The organism is Desulfuromonas carbonis, from assembly GCF_054658035.1.
In genome coordinates, this window is record NZ_BAAHXR010000002.1 from 487500 (window position 1) to 509700 (window position 22201).

The 22201-nt window shown below is 62.3% G+C and carries 22 protein-coding genes; 1 reads left to right on the forward strand and 21 read right to left on the reverse strand.

Translation table 11 applies throughout. The features are described 5' to 3' along the window. Window positions 1-9: 9 nt before the first annotated feature. The 21 genes from rsmA to ACYQ8E_RS04700 form a co-directional block, all read right to left on the reverse strand. A complete protein-coding gene (rsmA, locus tag ACYQ8E_RS04600; protein ID WP_066727378.1) occupies window positions 10-807 on the reverse strand; it encodes a 16S rRNA (adenine(1518)-N(6)/adenine(1519)-N(6))-dimethyltransferase RsmA in 798 nt (265 codons plus the stop codon). A gap of 128 nt (window positions 808-935) precedes the next feature. Next, window positions 936-1394 (reverse strand): DUF2062 domain-containing protein, encoded by a 459-nt coding sequence (locus tag ACYQ8E_RS04605; RefSeq protein ID WP_459860280.1) that lies wholly within the window; start codon window positions 1392-1394, stop codon window positions 936-938. Between the two features lie 33 nt (window positions 1395-1427). Further along, window positions 1428-2450, reverse strand: a complete 1023-nt coding sequence (gene tsaD, locus ACYQ8E_RS04610; protein ID WP_066729782.1) for a tRNA (adenosine(37)-N6)-threonylcarbamoyltransferase complex transferase subunit TsaD — start codon at window positions 2448-2450, stop codon at window positions 1428-1430. Window positions 2451-2541: 91 nt separating this feature from the next. Further along, window positions 2542-3858, reverse strand: a complete 1317-nt coding sequence (locus tag ACYQ8E_RS04615) for a PhoH family protein (protein WP_066727382.1) — start codon at window positions 3856-3858, stop codon at window positions 2542-2544. 39 nt (window positions 3859-3897) lie between these two features. Continuing rightward, window positions 3898-4185, reverse strand: coding sequence for a hypothetical protein (locus ACYQ8E_RS04620; protein WP_066727384.1), 288 nt, complete (start codon window positions 4183-4185; stop codon window positions 3898-3900). 34 nt (window positions 4186-4219) lie between these two features. Next, a complete protein-coding gene (locus tag ACYQ8E_RS04625; RefSeq protein WP_066727386.1) occupies window positions 4220-5374 on the reverse strand; it encodes an aminotransferase class V-fold PLP-dependent enzyme in 1155 nt (384 codons plus the stop codon). 17 nt (window positions 5375-5391) lie between these two features. After that, window positions 5392-6330 carry an SPASM domain-containing protein gene (locus ACYQ8E_RS04630; protein WP_066727387.1) on the reverse strand — a complete coding sequence of 313 codons (939 nt, stop codon included), beginning with the start codon at window positions 6328-6330 and terminating at the stop codon, window positions 5392-5394. 163 nt (window positions 6331-6493) lie between these two features. Continuing rightward, complete coding sequence (locus ACYQ8E_RS04635; RefSeq protein WP_066727389.1) at window positions 6494-7498, reverse strand: GeoRSP system radical SAM/SPASM protein; 1005 nt, start codon at window positions 7496-7498, stop codon at window positions 6494-6496. Next, the gene (gene pqqD, locus ACYQ8E_RS04640) at window positions 7491-7805 is read right to left on the reverse strand and encodes a pyrroloquinoline quinone biosynthesis peptide chaperone PqqD (protein ID WP_066727391.1); all 315 of its coding nucleotides are present in this window, start codon (window positions 7803-7805) and stop codon (window positions 7491-7493) included. The genes ACYQ8E_RS04635 and pqqD overlap by 8 nt, the downstream gene beginning before the upstream one ends. 22 nt (window positions 7806-7827) lie before the next feature. Then, window positions 7828-8895, reverse strand: coding sequence for a YedE family putative selenium transporter (gene yedE, locus ACYQ8E_RS04645; protein WP_066727393.1), 1068 nt, complete (start codon window positions 8893-8895; stop codon window positions 7828-7830). Window positions 8896-8906: 11 nt separating this feature from the next. Further along, entirely contained in the window at window positions 8907-9449 is a 543-nt protein-coding gene (locus ACYQ8E_RS04650; RefSeq protein ID WP_066727395.1) for a hypothetical protein, read from the reverse strand. Between the two features lie 9 nt (window positions 9450-9458). After that, window positions 9459-10376 carry a phosphate/phosphite/phosphonate ABC transporter substrate-binding protein gene (locus ACYQ8E_RS04655; protein ID WP_066727397.1) on the reverse strand — a complete coding sequence of 306 codons (918 nt, stop codon included), beginning with the start codon at window positions 10374-10376 and terminating at the stop codon, window positions 9459-9461. Continuing rightward, a complete protein-coding gene (locus tag ACYQ8E_RS04660) occupies window positions 10373-11461 on the reverse strand; it encodes a right-handed parallel beta-helix repeat-containing protein (RefSeq protein ID WP_066727399.1) in 1089 nt (362 codons plus the stop codon). Before ACYQ8E_RS04660 ends, ACYQ8E_RS04655 begins: the two co-directional genes overlap by 4 nt. Then, complete coding sequence (locus tag ACYQ8E_RS04665; protein ID WP_066727400.1) at window positions 11458-12243, reverse strand: NosD domain-containing protein; 786 nt, start codon at window positions 12241-12243, stop codon at window positions 11458-11460. The genes ACYQ8E_RS04660 and ACYQ8E_RS04665 overlap by 4 nt, the downstream gene beginning before the upstream one ends. Further along, the gene (locus ACYQ8E_RS04670) at window positions 12234-12701 is read right to left on the reverse strand and encodes a hypothetical protein (protein ID WP_066727401.1); all 468 of its coding nucleotides are present in this window, start codon (window positions 12699-12701) and stop codon (window positions 12234-12236) included. Before ACYQ8E_RS04670 ends, ACYQ8E_RS04665 begins: the two co-directional genes overlap by 10 nt. Then, the gene (locus ACYQ8E_RS04675; RefSeq protein ID WP_066727402.1) at window positions 12698-14209 is read right to left on the reverse strand and encodes a 4Fe-4S binding protein; all 1512 of its coding nucleotides are present in this window, start codon (window positions 14207-14209) and stop codon (window positions 12698-12700) included. The genes ACYQ8E_RS04670 and ACYQ8E_RS04675 overlap by 4 nt, the downstream gene beginning before the upstream one ends. Window positions 14210-14273: 64 nt before the next feature. Next, window positions 14274-15173 carry a HEAT repeat domain-containing protein gene (locus ACYQ8E_RS04680; protein ID WP_066727404.1) on the reverse strand — a complete coding sequence of 300 codons (900 nt, stop codon included), beginning with the start codon at window positions 15171-15173 and terminating at the stop codon, window positions 14274-14276. Then, window positions 15173-15931, reverse strand: coding sequence for a peptidase associated/transthyretin-like domain-containing protein (locus ACYQ8E_RS04685; RefSeq protein WP_459860287.1), 759 nt, complete (start codon window positions 15929-15931; stop codon window positions 15173-15175). The genes ACYQ8E_RS04680 and ACYQ8E_RS04685 overlap by 1 nt, the downstream gene beginning before the upstream one ends. 19 nt (window positions 15932-15950) lie before the next feature. After that, entirely contained in the window at window positions 15951-16979 is a 1029-nt protein-coding gene (locus ACYQ8E_RS04690; protein WP_066727408.1) for an ethylbenzene dehydrogenase-related protein, read from the reverse strand. Between the two features lie 163 nt (window positions 16980-17142). Continuing rightward, window positions 17143-18507 carry a sigma-54-dependent transcriptional regulator gene (locus tag ACYQ8E_RS04695; protein WP_066727410.1) on the reverse strand — a complete coding sequence of 455 codons (1365 nt, stop codon included), beginning with the start codon at window positions 18505-18507 and terminating at the stop codon, window positions 17143-17145. Between the two features lie 9 nt (window positions 18508-18516). Continuing rightward, window positions 18517-19569 (reverse strand): sensor domain-containing diguanylate cyclase, encoded by a 1053-nt coding sequence (locus tag ACYQ8E_RS04700; RefSeq protein ID WP_066727411.1) that lies wholly within the window; start codon window positions 19567-19569, stop codon window positions 18517-18519. Between the two features lie 323 nt (window positions 19570-19892). Here ACYQ8E_RS04700 and ACYQ8E_RS04705 point away from each other — a divergent pair, with 323 nt between their 5' ends. After that, window positions 19893-22112 carry a vitamin B12-dependent ribonucleotide reductase gene (locus ACYQ8E_RS04705; protein ID WP_066727412.1) on the forward strand — a complete coding sequence of 740 codons (2220 nt, stop codon included), beginning with the start codon at window positions 19893-19895 and terminating at the stop codon, window positions 22110-22112. Window positions 22113-22201: the final 89 nt, after the last annotated feature.

A 22201-nucleotide genomic window follows, 5' to 3' on the forward strand; every position in this document is an offset into this window, starting at 1 on the left:
GGTCGGCAGTCAGTTCTCGGCCGTCGCCGCGATAGCAGCACTGAGGCGGGCAAATTCCTCGAGGCTGAGGGTTTCTCCCCGCCGCTGCGGAGCGATGGCACACTGTTCGATGGCGCGGTCGATCTCTCCGGGGAGGAACCCGGCGCCAAGCAGGGAATTACGCAGGGTCTTGCGCCGCTGGCCGAAGGCCCCCTTGACCACACGGCGAAAGAGGCGCTGGTCAGCAATTACGACCCGCGGGGTCGGCAGCGGCACGAATTCGAGCACCACCGAATGGACCTTGGGGGCCGGAAAGAAGGCACCCGGCGGAACCACCGTCACCCGGCGGATGTCGAATTCAAGCTGGCAGAAGACCGAGAGGATGCCATAGGCGGAGGAGCCAGGCGCGGCGCAGAGACGATCGCCCACCTCCTTCTGGAACATCAGTACCAGCCGGGAGAAGCGAACCCGATGGTCGAGGACCTTGAAGAGGACCTGGCTGGAAATATTATACGGCAGGTTGGCAACCAGCTTGTAGGGGGGGAGCGGCAAGGCGGCGGCCCAGTCGAGGTCGAGGCAATCCCCTTCGATGATGCGCAGCCCCGGCTCCCGGCGGGCGGCCAGGCTGGCCACCAGGTCGCGATCGACCTCCATAACGGTCACCTCGCCGGCAGCGGCCAGAAGCTGGTCGGTCAGGGCGCCGAGGCCCGGACCGATCTCGAGGATCCGATCCCCCGCCTCGATCCGGGCGGCACCCAGGATCTTGGCCACGACTGCGGAGTCGCGCAAAAAATTCTGCCCGAAACGTTTTTTCGGTCGATACTGCATCTAAGTCTATCCGTTCATGGCCGGAGAAGGCTCGAAATGAATCTCCCCGCAGCAAGCTACGGGGTATCAAAAGTTTAGATTGATCGCTTTCATCGAAGCAAGCTTCGGGGAATTCGACCCACCTGAGATTAACGCCGGCGCCGGGGCCAGCGGGGAATGCGCCAGTTGCGGACGACCGGAATCATGCGCAGGGTCACGGCATAGGCGAGGGCGCCGGAGACCAGCGCGTAGAGGAGGCTGCCGAAGCAGAGGGGCAATACCACTTCCCAGCCGAGGGGACGCAAGGCCGCGAAGGTAAAATTCGCGGGGAGGTGCACCCGCTCCATCGAGAGGAGGACCCGGCCGGTTTCATATTCGAGGGCATAGATAAAGGGGGCGGTGACCGGGTTGGTGATCCAGACCCCAAGGGCGGCAGCAAGCTTGTTTTCGCGCAGCAGCCAGGCAAAGCAGACGGCAATCGCCATCTGGAAGCCGAAGGTCGGAGTCATGCCGATAAAGATGCCGAGAGCCATCCCCTTGGCGATATCATCCGGGGTCCCGCTGAGCCGGGCAAAGCGGAGAAATTGCAGCTTGACCTGTCGGATCATCCTCCAGCGTCGCCACATGGTGACCGTCCGTCATCAGCCGGGCGTACCAGCCGTTACCCGGTCAAGGGGCCAGCTGGCAACAGCGTTGAGATCGAGGGCGTCGTTGGCGCCCGCTTTGAGGCGAAAATTGCCGGCAACACCGAGCATCGCGGCGTTATCGGCACAAAGGGAGGGCGAAGGGAAAAAGACCTGCCGGCTGCAATTCCGGGCGGCGTTCTGCATCGACTGGCGTAACCCCCGGTTGCAGGCGACCCCGCCGGCGATGACGATCCGTTCGAGGCCGGCCGTTTCTGCGGCCGCCATCGTCTTGCGGGTCAACACCTCGACCACCGCAGCCTGGAAGCTGGCCGCCGTATCGGCACGCCCGCCTTCATCGAGAGCCGGCTGCTGTTGCAGATAATTGAAAACCGCCGTCTTGATGCCGCTGAAGCTGAAATCGGAGCCAGGTTTGTGCAGCAGCGGCCGGGGAAAGGCGACCGCCGCCGGATTCCCTTCCCTGGCGAGGGCATCGATCCGCGGGCCGCCGGGATAGTCAAGGCCGAGGAGTTTCCCGACCTTGTCAAAGGCTTCCCCGGCAGCATCATCAATCGTGCGGCCCAGGGTCTGGTAGCGACCGATGCCGTCCACCCGGTAGAGGTGGGTATGCCCGCCCGATACAACCAGGGCGAGGAACGGGTAGGCGATCGGTGTTTCAAGCTGGATGGCGAGTAGATGCCCCTCAATATGGTGGACGCCGACCAGCGGCAGATTGCGGGCATAGGCGATCGCCTTGGCTGCAGAGAGCCCGACCAGAAGCGCACCGATCAGCCCCGGGCCACGGGTAACGACGACCCCTTCGATCTCCTCCAGGGTTACTGGGGCCTCCTGCAAAGCTGTTTCGATTACCGGGATGACCGCTTCGAGGTGACTGCGGGAGGCAAGCTCCGGCACCACTCCGCCATAACGGGCATGGATATCGACCTGGGAGGCAATGACACTGGACAGCACCTGGCGACCGTCGCGCACAACGGCGGCCGCGGTCTCATCACAGGAAGATTCAAGGCAGAGAAGCAGCATGGGCAGGCTGGTCAAGCGTTAAGGGAGAAGAAAAGTGCTTCAGGTCCAATGGTTTGCCGCTCAATCTTTAAGCTGACCTCTCAACTCTGGCCTAAAGCAGGTTGGCCGCCAGTTCCGCCAGCGGGGAGCGCTCTCCCTTGGTCAGGGTGATATGCCCGGAGATCTCCTGGTCCTTGAACTTTTCCACCACATAGGTCAAACCGTTGCTCGACGAATCAACATAGGGGTTGTCGATCTGGTAGGGGTCGCCGGTCAGCACCAGCTTGGTCCCCTCCCCGGCCCGGGTGACGATCGTTTTGATTTCGTGGGGAGTCAGGTTCTGTGCCTCATCGACGATCATGTACTGCTTGGGAATCGAGCGGCCTCGGATATAGGTCAGGGCCTCGATTTCGAGAATCCCCATGTCGACCAGTTCCCGATAGCCCCGCTTGCGCTTGCCCCGTTCATCGACACTGCCGAGGAGGAGCTCGACGTTGTCAAAAATCGGCTGCATCCAGGGCGCCAGTTTCTCTTCGACATCGCCGGGAAGAAAGCCGAGGTCCCGTCCCATCGGGAAGACCGGGCGGGAGACGAGAAGGCGGCTGTAGGCCCCTTCGTCGGCGGCCTTGAGCAGGCCGGCGGCAATCGCCAGCAGGGTTTTGCCGGTGCCGGCCTTGCCAACCAGGGTAACGAGCTGGATATCCTCGTTGAGCAGCATATCGATGGCAAATTGCTGCTCGCGGTTGCGCGGATGAATCCCCCAGAGCCCCTCCTTGGGCGACTTGATCAGGGGGACGACCCGCTGCTGACCGGCGGCGTAGCGGCCGATGGCGGTATGGGAAGGATTGGTGGACGCAACCAGGGTGAGGCACTGGTTGGGTCGATAGTCCCCATGCAGCGGGAGGAAGCCCTGGCCATAAAAACGATCGACCTCGTCCTTGTCGACCAGGACCTCGGCCGATCCCGGGTAGAGCTCCTCGATGGAAACCTTGTCCGATTCATAGTCTTCGACGGTCAAGCCGATGGCATCAGCCTTGATGCGCAGGTTGGTGTCCTTGGTCACCAGGACCACCGGGCAATTGCAGGTGGACTTCAGCGCCAGGGCGACCGCCAGGATGCGATTGTCGCCGCGATCAACCCGCAACTCCGGAGGGAGCCGCTTCATGGAGTCTTCGGTGTAAAGATCGACCCGCAGCATGCCGCCCCCTTCGAGCGCCACCCCCTGAACCAGGGGCACCTCGCCGCGCAGGCCATCGAGGAGACGGGAGACCTGGCGGGCATTGCGGCCGGTTTCGTTGAGGTCTTTCTTGAAGCGGTCGATCTCCTCGATCACGGTGATCGGGATAACCACATCATTGTCCTCAAAACGGAACAGGGCCTGGGGGTCGTGCAAAAGGACGTTGGTGTCCAGAACGTAGAATTTTTTCATCGGGGGTATCCGATTCGTCAGGGGGTGGTTCCAACCAGGTCAGCGGTCGTAATCGAGGACTTCCAGCCCTTCGCTGGTGGCCAGGATCTTGACATGCACCGGATAGTTCTTGCCGGGGACGTTGCGCTTGGCGGCGAGGATCACTTCACCGTAAGAGTTGAGCGCGTTAAGGACCTGCTCCGGCGATTCCTCAATAATGTAGGCATTGTAGATACGGGTTTTCATCAGCTGTTCGCGGGTAACCGGATTCTCGGGCGGCAGGGAACAGGCCGCGCAGGTGAGGACCAGCAGGGCCCCGGGGATCAGGCGCAAAAGCTGTTTCAGCATCTCGAATCTCCTTACCATGAAAGTCACGTCCTATTCAGTCAGCAGGTTGGTTGGCCAGAAAGGCCAGCGCTGCAAGCAGTTGTTCAATATCGTCGGAAGTGTTGAAGTACCCCGGACTGACGCGAATCGTGCCGCGGGGAAAGGTCCCAAGGGTTTGATGGGCATCCGGTGCGCAGTGCAATCCGACGCGGGTCAGTATCCCATGATCGCGGTCGAGAAGGAAACCGATTTCTGCGGGGTCACGACCGGCGAGGAGGAAAGAAACAGCGCCGCCGCGCTGCTCGGGATCGCGGGGACCGAAGAGTGAGATACCGGGAATCGCCTGCAACCCCTCGAGCAATTGCCCGTTGAGTTGTGCTTCGCGCGCCCTGATCTTCGTCATCCCGACGCTACGGATAAAATCGATCCCGGCCTTGAGCCCTGCCAGACCGGGCGTATTGGGGGTGCCGGCTTCAAGGCGCTCTGGCAACTGCTCCGGCGGCAGTTCGGAATGACTGTTACCGCCGGTGCCGCCATAAATAAGCGGCCGCGGCACCAGCCCCTGGGCCAGGCAGAGAAACCCGGTCCCTTGTGGCCCGTAGAGCCCCTTGTGGCCAGGAGCAGCGAGCAGATCGATAGCGCCGGCCTCAAGATGCAGTGGAAAGAGCCCGGCACTCTGGGCGGCATCGACCAGCAGCAGGATTCCTTCGCGGCGACACCAGGGGCCGAGTTCGTCGATCGCCTGCAGAGTTCCGCTGACATTGGAACAGTGGGAGAGGACCAGCATGCGGGTCCGCTCAGCGCGGCAGGCTTCCATCAACAGCTGCGGGTTGACGCTCCCCAGGGCGTCGCCAGCCACCTTGACCACCTGAACCCCGGTCTCCGCGAGGGCGCGCAACGGACGTGTGACCGCATTGTGCTCCATGCTGGTAGTCACAACCCGGTCGCCCGGCGCAAGAAAACCAAAGAGTGCCAGGTTCAGGGCCATCGTCGCGTTGGCGGTAAAGACCACGCGCGCCGGATCACCGACACCAAACATTTCACTGACCGCTTCGCGGGTCTCAAAGAGAATGCGGCCAGCGTCAAGGCTGAGACGATGAGCCCCCCGTCCGGGATTGCCGGCAGCATCGGTCAGGGTTCGGGTGACCGCTGCTGCCACGGATGGAGGTTTCGGGAAGGTGGTCGCCGCGTTATCGAGGTAAATGGCCATGAGTCCGTTTCGTCCGCTCAGCGCGGACCGTCGCAGGCGGGGTCGCGCTCGGTTCCGTGCGCAAAGGTTTCGGCGAGGCCACGGCAGCCACCAAAGCAGACGGGATAGTCCCGGCAACCACGACAGCCGGCAGGAACGGTCGCTATCTGTTCACGAATGGCCAGTCTCTGCGCCGAGTGCCAGAGCTCGTCGAGTGAATGTTCGAGCAATGAACCGATCAGTCGCGGCCAGGAAGAACAGGGATAGAGGTCACCGCTGGCATCGACATAACCGACACTGTTGCCGGCCTGACACCCACCATATTCGCTGCGCTCACCGCCGCCACCCGGAAAGAGAATCTCCCAGAGGAAAAGGTCGTGGACCTCGAGGGCAAGACCCCGGCCGAGATCACTGCCTGCGGCAGCTATGGACGACTGGAACTCCCGGAGTGCAACAGGGGGCAACGGTGGCTCGGAGGAGCGGCCAAAGTTAGCATCGATACGTACGTTTGGCAACTTAAAACGGCCGATTCCGTGATCGCGGCAGAAGTCGGCAAGTACTGGAAGTGAGTGAAGATTTGCGGTATTTGGGACCAGCAGGAGGCCGGGATTTGCACCAGCCTTGCGCAGAGCGCAGAGTGCGGCATGGAGGGCAGGTTTATCGACCGCCGCACGCGTAACAAAACGGCTCGCATCAAGCAGCAGGTCGTCCGGCAGCGGTCCATTACTGGCCGCGGCCAGTTCTATCTCCGTACCGCGGCAAACCACCGTGACCTGGCAGTTGCCAGCGCGCAGCAGCGCGATAATTTCCGCAAACCCGGGATGAGCGAAAGGCTCTTCTTCCAAAAAGACGAAAAAGACCCCGGCCGCGGCGACCTTGCGGGCAACTTCCCGGGCAATATCCATGGGAACCGGGTCGGACCCGCCATGCAAATCCCAGGTCAGCCGCAACGGAGCATCAAGGAGATCGAGTGACATAAAAAAAATCGGGGGCAGTCTTCACTGCCCCCTTTCTTTGTTCAGCAGGGATGGACGTTCGAGGAACCAACCACCCGGGGCTTCAAATACGCTTTCATGGGCCTCACCTCCTTTGGAATTGTGTGGATCAGACGTCTATTCGCAGGCACCACCACGGCGCCAGTTATTTCCAGCAATGGGGATCGGGTTGATTGAACTCGCCAGTGGTGGCAAAGGCACGAGCGGTGCAGCCACCGAGACAGTCGGCAAAGGAACCACAACCGGAACATTTGCCGGTCGCTTCTTTATGCCGCATCCCCTTGAGGACCGGGGAATCGTACCAGATCGCATCAAAATCGTCCCGCAGGATATTACCAACCACCAGGGGGATGAATCCACAGGGAGTAATGTCGCCATTGGGCCGTAAATGCAGCGAAAGCTTACCACAACTGCTCCCTTTTACCAACGGGTTTTCCTGGTACCCGGGGAGGGAGGCGATGACCGGATCGTCGAAAGAGATATTCAAATCGGTCGTTTCGGCCTTCACCTGCAAGGCCTCCTGATAAAAGGCTTTCCACTCGCCGGGATCGAGGTCGAGCTCTTCGCGATTCTTGAAGCCGCGCCCGCTGCATTTGAAGTTGTGCAGGTAAACCTGGCCAACCCCGTAGGAACGGGCCAGATCGAGGAGGCGGGGATAGTCGCGGTAGTTGATGCGCGAGATCACTGAACTCATGGTACTCGCCAGACCGACGCTGCGCAGGGAATCCAGGGCCCGCAGCGCCCGATCATACGATCCGGGCATGTTCCGGAAATCGTCATGCAAGAGGGCATCGGCGCTGTCGAGGCTGATGCCGACGCTGGCAAAACCTGCGTCCTTCAACTTTTGGCCCACCGCGCCATCGATCAACCAGCCGTTGGAATTCATCGAGACCCGCAGCCCCTTGCTGCTGGCATAGGTTGCAACCTCGAAGAGATCCTCGCGAATCAACGGTTCGCCGCCGCCGAAATTAATGAAGGGCACCTGGCGATCGGCCAGAATGTCGACAATCCGCTTGAGGTCGGCAGTCGATAACTCCTCGGCAATCTCGTCGCGGCTATAGCAGTGTGAACAGCTGAAGTTACAGCGGAACGAAAGGGTCCAGTTAAATGTCAGTGGTGCGGAGAGAAGCTCCGTTGTCGCGTCAGCCATCGATCAGCCACCCCCTTCCCTGGAGGTCCTCCAGAAAGATCGCCACGTCGGCTTCAAGTTCGTTGCGCTCGGCGTCGAACTCCGTCGCCAGCGCCTCGACAATCTGCTCCCGACTGCGATTGCCGTCACAGAGGCTCCAGATCATGCCGCCGACCAGATTAAGCTGGTGCATGGTCCCACCTTCAAGCAGGATCACAGTTCCCCGCTCGGAGACGTCCTCGCCCTTGGCCATGGCGGCCAGGATCTCTTCTTCACGTCGTTTTTCATGACGCCAGATAAGCGCCGGGTTGCGTTTGGGTTGTTGCAAACCAGATCTCCTTGTAAAAGCTTCAGGCACAGCTCCGTTCCCGAAAGAGCAGACAACTGACGAGAACAAATACGAGGCCACAGAGGACCGCCACCTTGCCGAAAAGGGGAACACCGGCAGCTGTACCGGCAAGGCCCCAGGCCTGAACCAGAGCACCGCCGGCAAACATGCCGAGAACGGCGAGTCCGGCGTCGGCATCCCCCTCCCCGGCCTTGATCAATTGTCGGAACGGGCAACCACCGATCAGAACCGAAACCCAACCGACCAGCAACATGCCGATGCCACTCCAGAGCGCGTCAAGGTGGGAACCGGGCTGCCCGTAGTAGCCGCTGTGGAACTGCCCGGTGCCAATATTGGCGGCCAGGGCGACCACGAAGAAAGCGGCCAAACCCCACCCCAGGGGCGCCCGGCGTCCCATCAAAAGCAGATCCCGCAGGCTCCCGGTGATGCAGAAGCGGCTACGTTGGGCGAGCCCACCGAGGGTGAGTCCCACACCGAGGGAGATCAGCATCGGTGCATGCTGGGCCCCACTGCCGCTGCTTGAAAGCGCAAGAAACGCCGGTTGCCAGAAGAGCAAGCCCAGAAAAAGCAAGAAGAGTGCCGGCAACCAGAGACCGCTCCCTCCCGATTGGCGATGGCCGCTGCCAAAATGTACCCCGGCTGCCAGGCAGCGCAGGCCGACCCAAACCCCGCCAACCAGACCTACCATACCGGCGACAGCGGTCCAGTCACCGGCGGTCAGGCGCAACACCAGCTTGATCGGGCAACCGATAAAGACCGCACAGCCGACAATCAGAAAGAGCCCGGAAACAAAGCGCGGCAACGGAGCGCTGCCGCCGCGACTGCGGAATTCGCGAAACAGGGCGGCACTGAGAGTTCCACCGAGCAGAAAACCGATCAACTCGGGACGCAGATATTGCATCCGCTCGTTGCCGTGCAGACCGAGGGCGCCGGCGCTGTTCTCGATAAAGCAGGAGACGCAGATCCCTGAGTTCTCCGGGTTGCCCCAGGCTGCCAGCATCACTCCGGCGAGACCCAGGGCCGCGCCAGCGAAGAGAATCAACCAGCCATGACGGTCAAATCGTCCCAAACAGCAATCCCCTATTCACAACCGCCGGCGAGCCGGCTTTGCAGGTAGTAGACATTTTTCAGGGCTGTCCCCAGAGTCGGATTCCCCGGAGTCAGGCGGGCCTTTTCGGCGAGGGAGGAGAGCCCCACATCGACCAGTTGCTGAATGACCTGGCGCTGGGAAAAGGGCGAGTCCCGATCGACGTAATCGCCGTTGCGGCGTACCGCTCGCACCGCAGCGGCCACTGCTTCGGGAAGCGCACCGAGCCGCAACAGGCTGGCCGCGCGCAGGATGTCGCCATGGGCCTCGCCGGGATAACGCCGGCCCAGTTCTTCCAGTTTCATCAGCGCCTGCTGGTCATTTCCGGCCGCTTGCAAGCTGACGACCGGAGCATAAGTCTGCTCGAAAAAAGCGAGTCGTGCCCGTGCGGCAAGATCCCGTTCCAGGTTGCGGTCGACAGCCACTGCGCCAGCGGTCCCACTCTGCCCCTGGGTCACCAGCAGGCCGCCGAGGGAACACAGAACCACCAGCAGCAGAACCACCAAGATCCGGTCGAAACGATCGCGAGGTATCATCCAGCTTTCCTAGAATTTCTGATACGGAGGCATGTTGGCGCGTTGCGCCCAGCTCCGGATCAGGTCATAGTCCTGGTCCGTCAATTGTTCAAAACCGTCGATCCACGCCGACTTCAGCACCTTGACCTGTTCACCGTCAATGTCAACGGTCGTCTCCGGGGTCAGTTCGACCAGGGCCTTGCGAAACCGCTCCACCAGCTGCGGGTCGACCTGGTCAGATGCGCCGAAGGTGCAGTAAGGAATAATCGGGCTCTGGCCAAGAATGGTGATGTCATCCGCATCAATTTTCCCGGTTTCGATCATCACTTCGAGATCGAGAGCCGGCGCGGCAGCGACGTCGTAGGCACCGAAATAGATGGCGTAGATCACCTTTTCATGTTTGTAGGACCCGGAGGGAATGGCGTAATAGGCCAGATCCCGCTCCGGGTCGAGACCGGCATCGAGCATCAGGTTGTACTGGGCAAGATAGCCGGTCGGGGCGAGCTGGGGCCCGAAGACCATGCGCTTCCCCTTGATATCCTGCAAGGTCTTCATACCGCTGTCGCTGCGGGCAATAATCGCCCCGGCGGTGCGGGCACCGAACTGCCCGCGCTTCTCAGTGGCGATCAGCTGCAGGTTGTGGTTCTCCTTGAGAATGATGTAGAGGAGCGAATTGCCGTGGGTGAAGGCGAATTCTCCTGCGGCAAAGCGTTCCTCGAAATCCTGGGTATCGACCGGAACCGCCTCGAAATCGATGTCGAGAGTCTCCGAAAGGTAGCGGGTCAGGGGCCGGAACCGCTGCAAGGTCTCGGGAGCGCTGTTGCAATTCATAAAGCCGATCTTCATCTTCGGTCGTTCCCGCTGCGGTTTGCAAGCGGCTGGGATCAGGACAAGACCGAGGAGGAGACCGGCGCAGACCAGTTTTTTCAGAAAAGAGCTCGACATCATTTCACTTCCATGCGGATTGAAGGTGCAGCGGGCAAAGCGGGCGATAGCGTGACCCTTCCGAGTCCGGGCCGGTCGGCACCGTCGCGGACCAGGGTTTCGAGGCGTACCGGGTCGGTCGTCCCCCACCAGTTGCCGACGGCAAAGACCTCAGTGGTACCGTCGTTGATCAGGGCGTACTCGCCGTTGCCGGAAAAGTCATTGTTGGCCAGGGTGACCCCGGAGTTGACGATGCGCAGCCCGGCCCGGCCGTTGCCGGTGAGGCGGTTGCCGATAAAATCACAGGCAGAATCTTCAAGAAGGGTGCCATGCTCGCTGTTGTCGGCGATCAGGTTGCTCCGAATCCTTCCCTTGGAGCGCTGCAGATAGAGCCCTTTACGATTGCCGGTGAGGCAGTTGTGCTCGGCAAAGAGGGTCGAATCGCGCAGATTGGCACCGTTTATCCGGTTCCTTTCGATGCGGCAGCCACTCATCGTCAGCAGGCTGTAGACGCAGCGCAGCCCCCAGTAGTTACCAGCGATCCGCGTGTCATGCAGTTCGACGGTCGAATCCCGGAACTGCAGTCCGTTGAGGTTGTCGACGAAGCGGCAGCGCTCGATAGTCACCGTCGACTCCTGAAACTGAGCGCCGCGGGTGTTGTAGCGGAACTCGGAATCGCTGAGATGGCCGCGGGCAAAATGGGCGTGAAAACCGCGGTAGGCATATTCGACGATGCAGTGGTCAAGCCGGTTGTCCTGTTCCGAGGCCATCATATTGATCGCCCCCCAGTCCCCAGCCTGCGGCTGCGCCTCGGCAGAGGTAAAGAGGATCGGTGCCGCCGCGTTACCGAGGGCGAGAAAGGTCCCCTGAACAAATATTTCATGTTCACCGATCTGATCGCCGTTGCTGTCGTTTCGGGTGAAGCGAACGACGCTGCCGGGGCGGATTTCCAGCGTCACCCCAACCGGAACCGTCAGGATTCCGTCTACCAGCACCGTGCCGTCCCAGACCGTATCGCTGAGCAGGGTCTGTTCGCCGTGGTAAACAAGCTCCGCGCCCCAGGCGAATCCGGGCCAGAGCAGTAACAACAACCAGCCGAGGCACCTCATGGCCGCCCCCCCAGAAACATCCGATCGACCCGGTTGCCAGTGATCGCGGTGGTGTCGGCCGGCAGATCCCGGGGGCCGAGCACCAGGCCGAGGTCGTTACTGGTAACTTCGTTGCGGTCGAGCCAGGGGCGACTCCAGCGATCGACATAGATCCCTTCTTCGGCCTGTCCCCGAATCCGGTTCCCTTTCAGGTAGGGCCGGGCGCCATCCCAGCAGAAGATGCCGCCCTCCCCGTTTTCAACCGTGTTGTCGAGGATGTTCGGCGCGCCGCCGGCCTGGACGATAATGCCGTAGCGGCTGCCGCTGATGCGGTTGCCTTCGATGCGCGGCGAACAGCCGATCACCAGCAGGCCGGTCTCCGCCCCCTCAATAATGGCCCCCTCCACACTACTGCCGAAGGCTTGATCAAGAAGAATTCCGGCCCAGGCGTAGTTGTCGTCGGCATCCCCCTTGCCGTCGGCCAAAAAGCGCACCGGGTCGGTTGCGGTTCCGAGGACCTCGAGGCTGCCGCGCACCAGCAATTCCGTACCGGAGGAAAGGAATTCGGGGTCGATGCGGGTTGCCTCGGCAGGAGTGACGCGAACCGTGGTGCCAGAAGCGATGGTGAGATGGCTGCCGGCAGGGATCAACACGTCGCCGACAAGATGGATCTCACCCTGCCAGTGCAGGGTGCCGGTGAGAACGCCGGAGACCTCGACCGGAGCGCTATTCTCGGTAGCGCCGGCCGCCAGGGACGGGCTGAGAACGAGAAGAACCAGGAGCAGGAACCGATTCAGATCCATCGACGCTCCTGGAGGAAGCGTCGCGCCGCGGCTGCGGCCGGCTCACCGGCGGCAACGGCAGCCTGCAACCCGGCGAGATCTGCACTACCGAAGAGTCCAGCCAGCTTTTCCAGCGCTGGCATGACAGTGGTGAACTGGAGGTCCTGGCGGGGTCGCGGACCGACCGCCACACTCGGTCCGGCGCCAGTCGCGAAGAGGCGGTCGGCCCCTTTCAGGCCGCTGGAGATGGCGAGATCAATCTGGTCGGCGGCAAGTTCCGCCTCCCCTTCCCTGGCGCCGAGCGCGACCCGCTCGGTTTCGATGCCGGTCTTCTCCTTGACGTAGAGGATGACCACTTCCGCCAGTACCTGGCTCGCCGGGTCGGCACCGATCCCGACGTGGAGCTTGGGACCGAAGCAGGCACCGGCGGCGCCGGGCAGAAGCAGCAGGAGGATAAGGAACAGCGGCCACTGTTTCATCGGATGAAGAGCCAGCGGATGATGGTGGCGCCATAGAGCCCAGCGACCAGCGTGACGCCCACAACCGAGGCAACGAGGTAGCGGCGCGCGGTGCCGGCATCGCTGAAGAGGCGTGGCGCGGCGCGGCGCGCGGCGGTCAGGGCAAGGAGATAGCCGGCCACAAGCAGGCCGAGGACCAGCCACTTGAGGATATCGAGGGGAATCATTACGCCCGGGGTGTTGACGGTGCGCATGACGTTCATCGCCAGATAGCTGCGAACTCCGCTCGGGTCACCGAGGACAAAGGGGAGAAACGCCCCCTTGGCGTTGATCTTGACTGCCGCCAGGACGACGTGGGCGGCGAGGACCAGCGGGATGAAGGGCAAGGCGAGGCGACCGACACTCCCCCAGAATCCGAAGTCGCCTCCCGCCGGTTGCGGCATGGCGCTCGGCGTAGCGGGCTGTTCGACCTCGCCTTCAAACCGGACCCGGCCGAGCCGCAGCAGCAGATAGCCGGGAAGAACCAGCAGCAGCGGCAGGCCAATGGCGACCCAGAGGGCGGCCAGGACATAGTAGCCGGAGGCTTGCCAGCCGAGGAGTACCGCGCCCTGTTGCGGCAACCAGAAGATCGCCTCACGCAGATCGACGTAAACCTTGGCAAAGTTGGCGGTGAGCATGCCGAGCAGCACCAGGAAAAAGACACTTTCCGAGGGGCTGAGATAGCCGGGGCCGAGATCGGCGAGCCAGGGGCGGCGGCCAAGGAGGATATTGTCGTGGCAGCAATTTTCGGCGCAGTGCAGACAAAGAGTACAGGCGGCGCTGTCCTCGAGTTGGGCCGGGACCAAGTCAACAGGGCAGTCGGGCCGGCAGCTCTGCCAGTAGAGGACGGCGGGTCCCGTCGCCAACCGCTTCCAGACCGGTGCGCCGGAAATGCAGGACTGGCTGTCGCAACCAGCACAGATATCGGGATCTTTCACCCGCAACTGGAAGGGTGCCACCCGCGCGTAGAGACCAAAGACTGCCCCGGCCGGGCAAAGCAGAGTGCAGAAGGCGCGTTTGCGGAAGATGAGCCCGCAGAGGGCGGCCAGCAACAGGACCAGGGCGATGAGGGTTGCAGTGTAGTCGGGGTAGCGGTGAATCGCCAGGAAGTAGACCGCAAGCTGCAACGCCACCAAAGTCAGGGTTACCGGGATAAAGTTCTGCAGCCAGCGCGGCAGCGGCCGCTTCAGGCCGATGCGGGCGAAGAGCCCGTTGAGCCAGCCGACCGGGCAGACAGTGCACCAGCCGCGCCCGAAGAGGAGAGCAACGAAGACCACCCCCATGATCCAGATAACCCAGAACAGATAGTTGGCGAGGTTGGTATACATCAGCGGGTCTTTGACCGCGACCCCGGGGATGGCGTGCTGGTGCCAGCCGTATGCCGCCATCGCCACGGTCACGATCAGGGCGGCGAGGCGGACCAGGCGCCAGCCCCAGGTGGAACGCAGCAGGCGGCCAAGACCGGGTATGTCAAAAAGGTTTTTCAGCAAAGCCCCAACGTCCCTTATGAGTTAATGCAATGGGTGAACATTACTCCGCCAACAGGCCATATTATCAATGATAAATGGCGTAGGGAGCGACATACTCCCCCTTCTCGTTTCGGTACTTGACGTGCTTGCCGCCGATCATCTCGAGGGAGCGGGCCGACCACTCGCGCACCACGTGGACCTCGTCTTCCATACTCCGCTGCAAGGCCTTGATCGAGGCAGGACCGCCGATCGGACCGAGGGCCATCGCCGCATTCATCCGCACCTGCCAGTCGCTGTCGCCAAGACCGGCGATCAGGGCGTCCTCCGCGCGGGGATCGCGCAGCTTGCCGAGGGCGGTAAAGACCTCGCGCCGGTTGGGACCATCGACCCGGGCGAGCAGGGCGTCGAGGGAGGCGGGATCGGCGATGTCGCCGAGGGCCCGCACCATCCCCGCCCCGGCCACGTCCGAGGCCTTGGGCAACGCGGCGAGGAGCGCCGGCACCGCCTGGCGATTGAACTTGATCAGCGAACGGGTCGCGTACTTGCGCACCTCCGCATCCTGGTCATTCAGTGCGCTCACCAGCGCCGGGATCGCTGCCGGATCGCCGATCTCGCCGAGGGCCCAGGCGGCGACATAGCGCCGACCGAGGGCCGGGTCGGCGAGGACCTTGATTATCGCCGGCAGCGCCGCCTTGACCTTGAGGTTGCCGAGCGCCGCGATCACATGCTCGCGCTGTTCGCGGTCGGAACTGGCGACCTTGGTCAGCAGCTTCGGCACCGCCTTGTCGCCGAGATCGACGAGAATCTGGTAAGCCCTGCCGTTGACATTGTTTTCGGCCACAGCAAGAAGGTCGACCAGCTCGGAGACCGCAGCAGCGTCACCGCCCCGCGCCTTCCCTTCGAGGGCGCCGAGGTCGATGGGACCGCGGCGCTCGGTGCAGGCGACCAGCAGGGTCAGCAACAACAGGATCGACAGTAGGCGCATCACCAGACCTTGGTCACGGTAATATTGACGTCTTTGAGGACTTCACCCTGGCGAACGACGATCGCCGAAGGTTCAATCGTCCCCTGGTCGTAACGACCGTAAAGATCGCCGAGCTTGGGCGGGCCGCCAAACTTGTCCCGGGCCGCCAGGTAGTAGGTTCCACCCGCGGGAAGATAAAGCAGGTAACGACCATCGGGGCCGGTCTTCTCGGAAACAAACTTGGGACGCTCCGACATCTGCACATGGTCATAGACGTGAACCCGCGCCCCCTCCACCGGCTTGCCGTCGGCGTCGGTCACCAGGCCGGAGAGGCCGGTCTTGGTCACTTCGGTGTCGGTCGTCAGGCGGCGGCTGTCGCCAACTTTGGTGGGGGCGACGATGGTCAGTTCGCGCCCGGCTTCGGTCACGGTGATATTGATGAAGTCGCTCTTATTGTCCCCGGCCAGCACCGGCCCGGCATTCTCGCCGTTGACCCGGCGCCGGGCGACGACGATGTAATCGCCGGGCGGCAGTTGCAGATCAAAGCTGCCGTCAGCGCCGGTCGCTTCGGAGAGGGCAAAGGCCGGGCCGTAGAGGTCCATCCCCTTCTTGTAGACGTAGAGCAGGCTCCCCTCGAGGGGGGTAACGATGGTGCCATGCACCCGGCCGAGGCCGCTCCCCCCACCCGCCGCTGACGGCGCCGGCGTCTCCTGCTGGCAGGCGACAAGTACGGTGAACAGGAAGATAAGAAGCAAAAGCGGCCAAACGGATCGACGCATCAAACGAACCTCCATAAAGTCAGGGACGGAGCAGAACCAGATGTTCCTCGGTAGTCGAGGCGTAATGTTCCATCAGCGTATTGTCCATCAGCGACAGCCCGAAGGCGACGCCGGCTTCGTCGCCGGGGACAAAGATCACATCGCGGGGATCGCCGGTATCGAGCTTGCGGTGCAGGATTACGGTCCAGCGCCCGTCGTGGTAGCTGGACATCGCCGGGATATCAGCGCGGCTCCCGGTAGGACGCTCGGTCAGGTAACCCGGAGCCTGGCTCCCGGCGGGCAGGAAGGCTTTGCTGACCGGGGTGTTGTCGGCCAGCACCAGCGGCGCGTCTCCCTTGGCGAAGGGCTGCAGCCCATCTTCCGGGTGGAGTGCGGCCTGGGAATTGGGCCGGAACAACTCGCCGGGGAGATCGCCGTGCATGCCGTCCTTGTCGAGGTAGCGATCGTCGGCGAAACCATGGCTGCCGGTGCGCTGTGCCTTCCAGTTCCAGAGATCGAGCTGCGTGCCGTCACGGGTCAACTTCATCTTGTTCAAGGCATGGAAGTTGTCGCCGCTGACGCCGAAATCATCGATATGGCAGGCGTAGGAGCAGGAGAAGCGGGGATAGGCCGCCCGGCTGTCCCAGAGCAGGCCGAAGCCGTCCTCGAAACCGCCGGTATTATGCCATTCCTGGCCATCCCAGCGCCAGTTCATCATTCGTTCATCGTGAGTGGCGTCGGCCCAGGAGAGTCGCAGCCAGAGCTCACTGTCCGTGTAAAAGGCGCGCAGATCGACTTCGACCGGATCGGGCAGAGACGCACCATGATGACAGGAGGCGGTTGTGACGTGAACCGTGTCCTGGTCGATATCGGGGATAAGCGCCTCCTTGTGGAGTCGCCCGCCCCGCACCGTGATATCCCGCGGCAACGCCCGTTCCCAATCGCTGGCATCCGGCGTGTGCCCAAGGTGCAGGGCATAGAGTCGGTCGGCAGGAACCTCCCGGCAACTGACCGGGAGCAGGAAGAGGCTGAGCAGGAGCAGCTTGATCAGTAAACGCGGATGAATCACTAAAATCTCCGGGGGATGAATTCGACCGCAACGGGCCGTGCCCCCGGGGAGTTTTAGCAAGGAGCATACCAGCGTCATCCCCCGCAACAGGGGGCTTTCATCAAGCAAAAAGGCCGGCATTCGGCGCCGGCCGGGTCAAGAGTGGCAGAATCCTGTCAACAACTCAGGAGAGGAGTTGATATTTTTCCAGCTTGTAGCGCAGGGTCGTGCGTTTGATGCCGAGGGCATCGGCGGCGCGGGTCTGCGACCCCCCTTCCCGCTTCAGCGTCTGCATGATCAGTTGCCGCTCAAGGTCTTCGAGAATCTCCGGCAGGCTGCCGCCCCGCTCGGGCAGCTCAAGGCAGATCTGCCCATCCCCCTGCAACCCCTGGGGAAGATCGCGCGGCGTGATCACCTCGCCTTTGGCGAGGACGACCGCGCGCTCGATGGCGTTCTGCAACTCGCGCACGTTCCCCGGCCACTCGTAGGCGAGCAGGCAACTCAGGGTGCGCGGCGCCAGATCCTGGATTTTTTTGCCGGTCTCCTGCACGTACTTGGCGAGGAAGTGGCGGGCCAGCCCCTCGATATCCTCGCGTCGCTCGCGCAACGGCGGCAGCTCGATATTGACGACGTTCAGTCGATAGAAGAGATCCTCGCGAAACGTCCCCTTCTTCACCTCAGTTTCGAGGTTTTTGTTGGTCGCCGCCACCAGCCGCACATCGCTGCGAATGGTGCGGGTGCCGCCGACCCGTTCGAATTCGTGCTCCTGCAACACCCGCAGCAGCTTGACCTGCGCGGTCAGCGACATCTCGCCGACCTCGTCGATGAAGAGGGTCCCCTCGTGGGCGAGTTCGAAGCGCCCCTTCTTGGTGGCGGTGGCGCCGGTAAAGGCGCCGCGCTCGTGGCCGAAGAGCTCGCTCTCCAGCACCCCTTCGGAGAGGGCGGCGCAGTTGAGGACGATGAAGGGCTTCTCCTTGCGCGGCGAGCTGAAGTGGATCGAGCGGGCGATCAGCTCCTTGCCGGTACCGCTTTCGCCGGTGATGAGGACGTTGGCATTGCTCTGCGCCACCGAGGAGGAGATCTCGAAGACCTCCTGCATCGCCAGCGACTTGCCGACGATGCCGGAGAAGGCGTAGCGCCCTTCCAACTCCTGGTGCAGATAGCGGTTCTCCGCCAGCAGCCGTTCCCGTTCGAGAGCCTTGGCCACGGTCAGCTTGATCTCGTCATTCTCGAAGGGCTTGGTGATGTAGTCGTAGGCGCCGGCGCGCAGCGCCTGGACCGCGCTTTCGACGGTGCCGTAGGCGGTGATGACAATGATCGGCAGGGCCGGGTCGAAGGCTTTCAGCTCGTGCAGCAGGTCGAGGCCACTCATCCCGGCCATCTTGATATCGGTAATGACAAGGTCGAACTGCTCGCCGCCGACCAGGCGTAGCGCTTCTTCGCCGCTGGCAGCAGTGGTCGGCTCGTACCCCTCGCGGGAGAGGACCCGGGAGAGGAGCCGCCGCATCCCTTCTTCGTCATCGACCAGGAGAATTTTTTCGGAGGCCATGCGAACCTTTCAGACCGGGTCCGGGTGGTGGTAGACCTTGTTCTTGCCGTGTTTCTTGGCCAGGTAAAGAAGGTCGTCGGTTGCCTTGAGGAGGGAATCGAGATCGAGACCATCGCGGGGATAGCAGGCGACGCCGGCGCTCGCCGTGACCCCGTGCCCGGAGATCGGGCCGAGGCTCTTCGGGGTCTCGGTCTGAATCGCCAGCCGTGCCCGCTCGGCGGCAATCAGCGCTTCGGCGAGGCCGGTCTCGGGGAGGATGGCGATAAACTCTTCACCGCCGTAACGGAAGACAATATCGCACTCGCGCAGGGCCTCCTGCAGGATATGGGCGACATCGACGAGAACCTTGTCACCGTTAGGATGACCGTAGGTGTCATTGAACTTCTTGAAGTCATCGACGTCGAACATGACCAGTGCCAGCGGCTTCTCGTAGCGAATGGTGCGCGCCATCTCCTCGCGGAAGACCTGCTTGAACTGGCGGTGGTTGTAGAGACCGGTGAGACCGTCGGTACAGGCGAGCTGCCGCGTCTTTTCGTGGAGGCGGGCGTTGTCGATACTCATGGAGGCAAAGGAGGCGAGGATCGAGAGGGGCTTGAGGCGTTTCTCGGGGAAGGTGCGCGGTACAAAATCATCGACATAGAGCACCCCGACAATCTTGTTCTGAACCTTCAGGGGGACCGCGATCAGGGAACGCAGGCCCTCGGCGACCGCCAGCGGGTTATTGAAGAATTCGGCGTTGGCGGTATCCTCGACGATGAAAAGCTCCCCCTCCTCGAGAATCCGATGGGTGAGACCGCCGGCCTTGACCTTCCAGCGCACCTTGGCGACGAACTTCTCGCTCAGGCCGGCATGACAATGGAGTTCCAGCTCCGAGCGTTCCTCGTCGTAGAGCGCGATCGACCCGGCCGGCATCTCCATGATCGCCATGGCGCTGCCGAGGATATTCTCCAGCACCTCGTCGAGTTCGAGAGAGGAGACAACCACCTGGGCGACGCTGAGGATCGAGCGCAGATCGCGGAGCTCTTCTTCGAGATGGGCGGCTTTGGGAGTGCGGCTGGTCATCGATAGGGCCCTGCTTTGGACGTAATCGCCATCCGAAGGTGGACGGTAACTGTGGGAAACTAGCATGCAGCGTTGGTATTGTCCACGATTTTAGGCGGATTGGAACCACTACCTTGCTACCTCTGATCATACAAAAGTTGTGCCGGAAAAGGAGAATTATTTTCCCAAAAAAGAAAGGCGTCACTCCTTGACAGCCACGACATCTTGTGGTTTAAATCACTCCCATCCACACAATGTTGAATTTCCTCCCCTGTAACTACCCGCTTCCCTGGTACCAATTCGGGCCCCCGGGTTCCGCTACCCAGCCGTAAAGGATAAGGATCATGAACAAAAAGACCAGTTCTGCCACCCTGGCCCTGTCGAAGAATGCCCTCACCGTGCTCGAACGGCGCTACCTGAAACGGGATGCCGAGGGAAAGGTCCTCGAAACGGCCAGCGACATGTTCCGGCGCGTCGCCGAGACGATCGCCAGCGCTGAGGACAAACTAAAGACCGGCATCGACAGCAAGGCCCTCGCCGATGAATTCTTCCGCATGATGACCAGCCTTGAGTTCCTGCCCAACTCGCCGACCCTGATGAATGCCGGGCGCGAGCTCGGCCAGCTCTCCGCCTGCTTCGTGCTGCCGGTCGGCGACTCGATGGAGTCGATCTTCGAGGCGATCAAGAATACCGCGCTGATCCACAAGAGCGGCGGCGGCACCGGTTTCTCCTTCTCCCGCATCCGCCCGGCCAACGACGTCGTCCTCTCCACCAAGGGGGTCTCCTCCGGCCCCCTCTCCTTCATGAAGGTCTTCGACGCCGCCACCGAGACGATCAAGCAGGGCGGCACCCGCCGCGGCGCCAACATGGGGATCATGCGGGTCGACCATCCCGACATCATGGATTTCATCATGTGCAAGCGCGACCAGACGGTGTTGACCAACTTCAACATCTCCGTCGGCATGACCGAGAAGTTCATGGAGGCGGTGGAGAGCGATGGCGAATACGAGATCATCAACCCCCGCGACGGCGAGGTCATCAAGATGATGCCGGCGCGCAAGGTCTTCGAACATATCGTCGATCTTGCCTGGACCAACGGGGAGCCGGGGATCATCTTCCTCGATCGCCTCAACCGCGACAACCCGACCCCCCTGGTCGGCGAGATCGAAGCGACCAACCCCTGCGGCGAGCAGCCGCTCCTCCCCTACGAGAGCTGCAACCTCGGCTCGATCAACCTGGCGAAGATGGTCAAGAACGGCGACGTCGATTGGGACCATCTCAAGAAGGTGGTTCATGCCGGCACCCGCTTCCTCGACAACGTCATCGAGGTCAACAAGTACCCGATCCCCGAGATCGACGAGATGACGCGCAGCAACCGCAAGATCGGCCTCGGCGTCATGGGCTGGGCCGACCTGCTGATCCTCTGCGGGATTCCCTACAGCTCCCCCGAGGCGGTGGCGCTGGGCGAGAAACTGATGAAGTTCATCACCGACGAGTCACGCAAGGCGTCGCAGGAGCTCGCAAAAGAGCGCGGCCCCTTCCCCAACTACAAGGGAAGCATTTTTGACAAGAAGGGCGCCAAGCCGGTGCGCAACGCCACCTGCACCACCATCGCCCCGACCGGCACCATCTCGATCATGGCCAACGCGTCAAGCGGCGTCGAGCCCCTCTTCGCCGTCTCCTATGTGCGCCAGGTCCTCGACAAGGACAAACTGATCGAGGTCCATCCCCTCTTCGAGCAGATCGCCAAGGAGCGCGGTTTCTACAGCAAGGAACTGATGGAGGAGATCGCCGAGCACGGCACGGTGCAGGATGTCAAGGGGGTTCCCGCCGACGTGCGCCGGGTTTTCGTCACCAGTCACGACATCACCCCGGAAGACCACATCAAGATGCAGGCGGCGTTTCAGAAATACACCGACAACGCCGTCTCCAAGACCGTCAACTTCACCCACGACGCCAGCCGCGAGGATGTCGCCACTGTCTACCGCCTCGCCTACAAGATGGGCTGCAAGGGGGTCACCATCTACCGCGATGGCAGCCGCGACATGCAGGTCCTCTCCGTCGCCAAGAAGGAGGAGCACCCGGAAAACGTGGTGCCGATGGAGTCGCGCAAGGGGAGCCGGAAACGTGACCGGCCCCGTGCGCTGAAAGGCGCCACCTACCAGATGGAGACCGGCTGCGGCCCCCTCTACGTCACCATCAACGAGGACAACGAGGGTCTCTTCGAGCTCTTCACCACCATGGGCAAGGCCGGCGGCTGCGCCGCCAGCCAGTGCGAGGCGATCGGCCGCCTCGTCTCCCTCGCCTGGCGCTCCGGCGTCCAGGCCCGCCAGGCGGTCAAGCAGATGATCGGCATCACCTGCCACAAGCCGGCCGGTTTTGGCGACAACCGCGTCACCTCCTGCGCCGACGCCGTCGCCAAGGCGATCCAGATGCATATGATTGACGAGGAAACGGACATGCACAGCCAGACCGGCGGCGCCTGCCCCGAGTGCGGTGGGCCGGTGGAACACGAAGGGGGTTGCTGCGTCTGCCATGCCTGCGGGTACAGCGAATGTGCCTAGGCTTTTAAAGCGATGAAGTCGGGAGGGGGAACCGATGAGTGAAACAACATTGAGATAAACGACCGTGGGGCAGATCGGCGCAAGCCGGC

Excerpts from the sequence above, each read along its gene's own strand:
- rsmA (WP_066727378.1), bottom strand. The coding sequence starts at position 807 with ATGCAGTATCGACCGAAAAAACGTTTCGGGCAGAATTTTTTGCGCGAC.
- ACYQ8E_RS04605 (WP_459860280.1), bottom strand. The coding sequence starts at position 1,394 with ATGATCCGACAGGTCAAGCTGCAATTTCTCCGCTTTGCCCGGCTCAGC.
- tsaD (WP_066729782.1), bottom strand. The coding sequence starts at position 2,450 with ATGCTGCTTCTCTGCCTTGAATCTTCCTGTGATGAGACCGCGGCCGCC.
- ACYQ8E_RS04615 (WP_066727382.1), bottom strand. The coding sequence starts at position 3,858 with ATGAAAAAATTCTACGTTCTGGACACCAACGTCCTTTTGCACGACCCC.
- ACYQ8E_RS04620 (WP_066727384.1), bottom strand. The coding sequence starts at position 4,185 with ATGCTGAAACAGCTTTTGCGCCTGATCCCCGGGGCCCTGCTGGTCCTC.
- ACYQ8E_RS04625 (WP_066727386.1), bottom strand. The coding sequence starts at position 5,374 with ATGGCCATTTACCTCGATAACGCGGCGACCACCTTCCCGAAACCTCCA.
- ACYQ8E_RS04630 (WP_066727387.1), bottom strand. The coding sequence starts at position 6,330 with ATGTCACTCGATCTCCTTGATGCTCCGTTGCGGCTGACCTGGGATTTG.
- ACYQ8E_RS04635 (WP_066727389.1), bottom strand. The coding sequence starts at position 7,498 with ATGGCTGACGCGACAACGGAGCTTCTCTCCGCACCACTGACATTTAAC.
- ACYQ8E_RS04650 (WP_066727395.1), bottom strand. The coding sequence starts at position 9,449 with ATGATACCTCGCGATCGTTTCGACCGGATCTTGGTGGTTCTGCTGCTG.
- ACYQ8E_RS04655 (WP_066727397.1), bottom strand. The coding sequence starts at position 10,376 with ATGATGTCGAGCTCTTTTCTGAAAAAACTGGTCTGCGCCGGTCTCCTC.
- ACYQ8E_RS04660 (WP_066727399.1), bottom strand. The coding sequence starts at position 11,461 with ATGAGGTGCCTCGGCTGGTTGTTGTTACTGCTCTGGCCCGGATTCGCC.
- ACYQ8E_RS04665 (WP_066727400.1), bottom strand. The coding sequence starts at position 12,243 with ATGGATCTGAATCGGTTCCTGCTCCTGGTTCTTCTCGTTCTCAGCCCG.
- ACYQ8E_RS04670 (WP_066727401.1), bottom strand. The coding sequence starts at position 12,701 with ATGAAACAGTGGCCGCTGTTCCTTATCCTCCTGCTGCTTCTGCCCGGC.
- ACYQ8E_RS04680 (WP_066727404.1), bottom strand. The coding sequence starts at position 15,173 with ATGCGCCTACTGTCGATCCTGTTGTTGCTGACCCTGCTGGTCGCCTGC.
- ACYQ8E_RS04685 (WP_459860287.1), bottom strand. The coding sequence starts at position 15,931 with ATGCGTCGATCCGTTTGGCCGCTTTTGCTTCTTATCTTCCTGTTCACC.
- ACYQ8E_RS04695 (WP_066727410.1), bottom strand. The coding sequence starts at position 18,507 with ATGGCCTCCGAAAAAATTCTCCTGGTCGATGACGAAGAAGGGATGCGG.
- ACYQ8E_RS04700 (WP_066727411.1), bottom strand. The coding sequence starts at position 19,569 with ATGACCAGCCGCACTCCCAAAGCCGCCCATCTCGAAGAAGAGCTCCGC.
- ACYQ8E_RS04705 (WP_066727412.1), top strand. The coding sequence starts at position 19,893 with ATGAACAAAAAGACCAGTTCTGCCACCCTGGCCCTGTCGAAGAATGCC.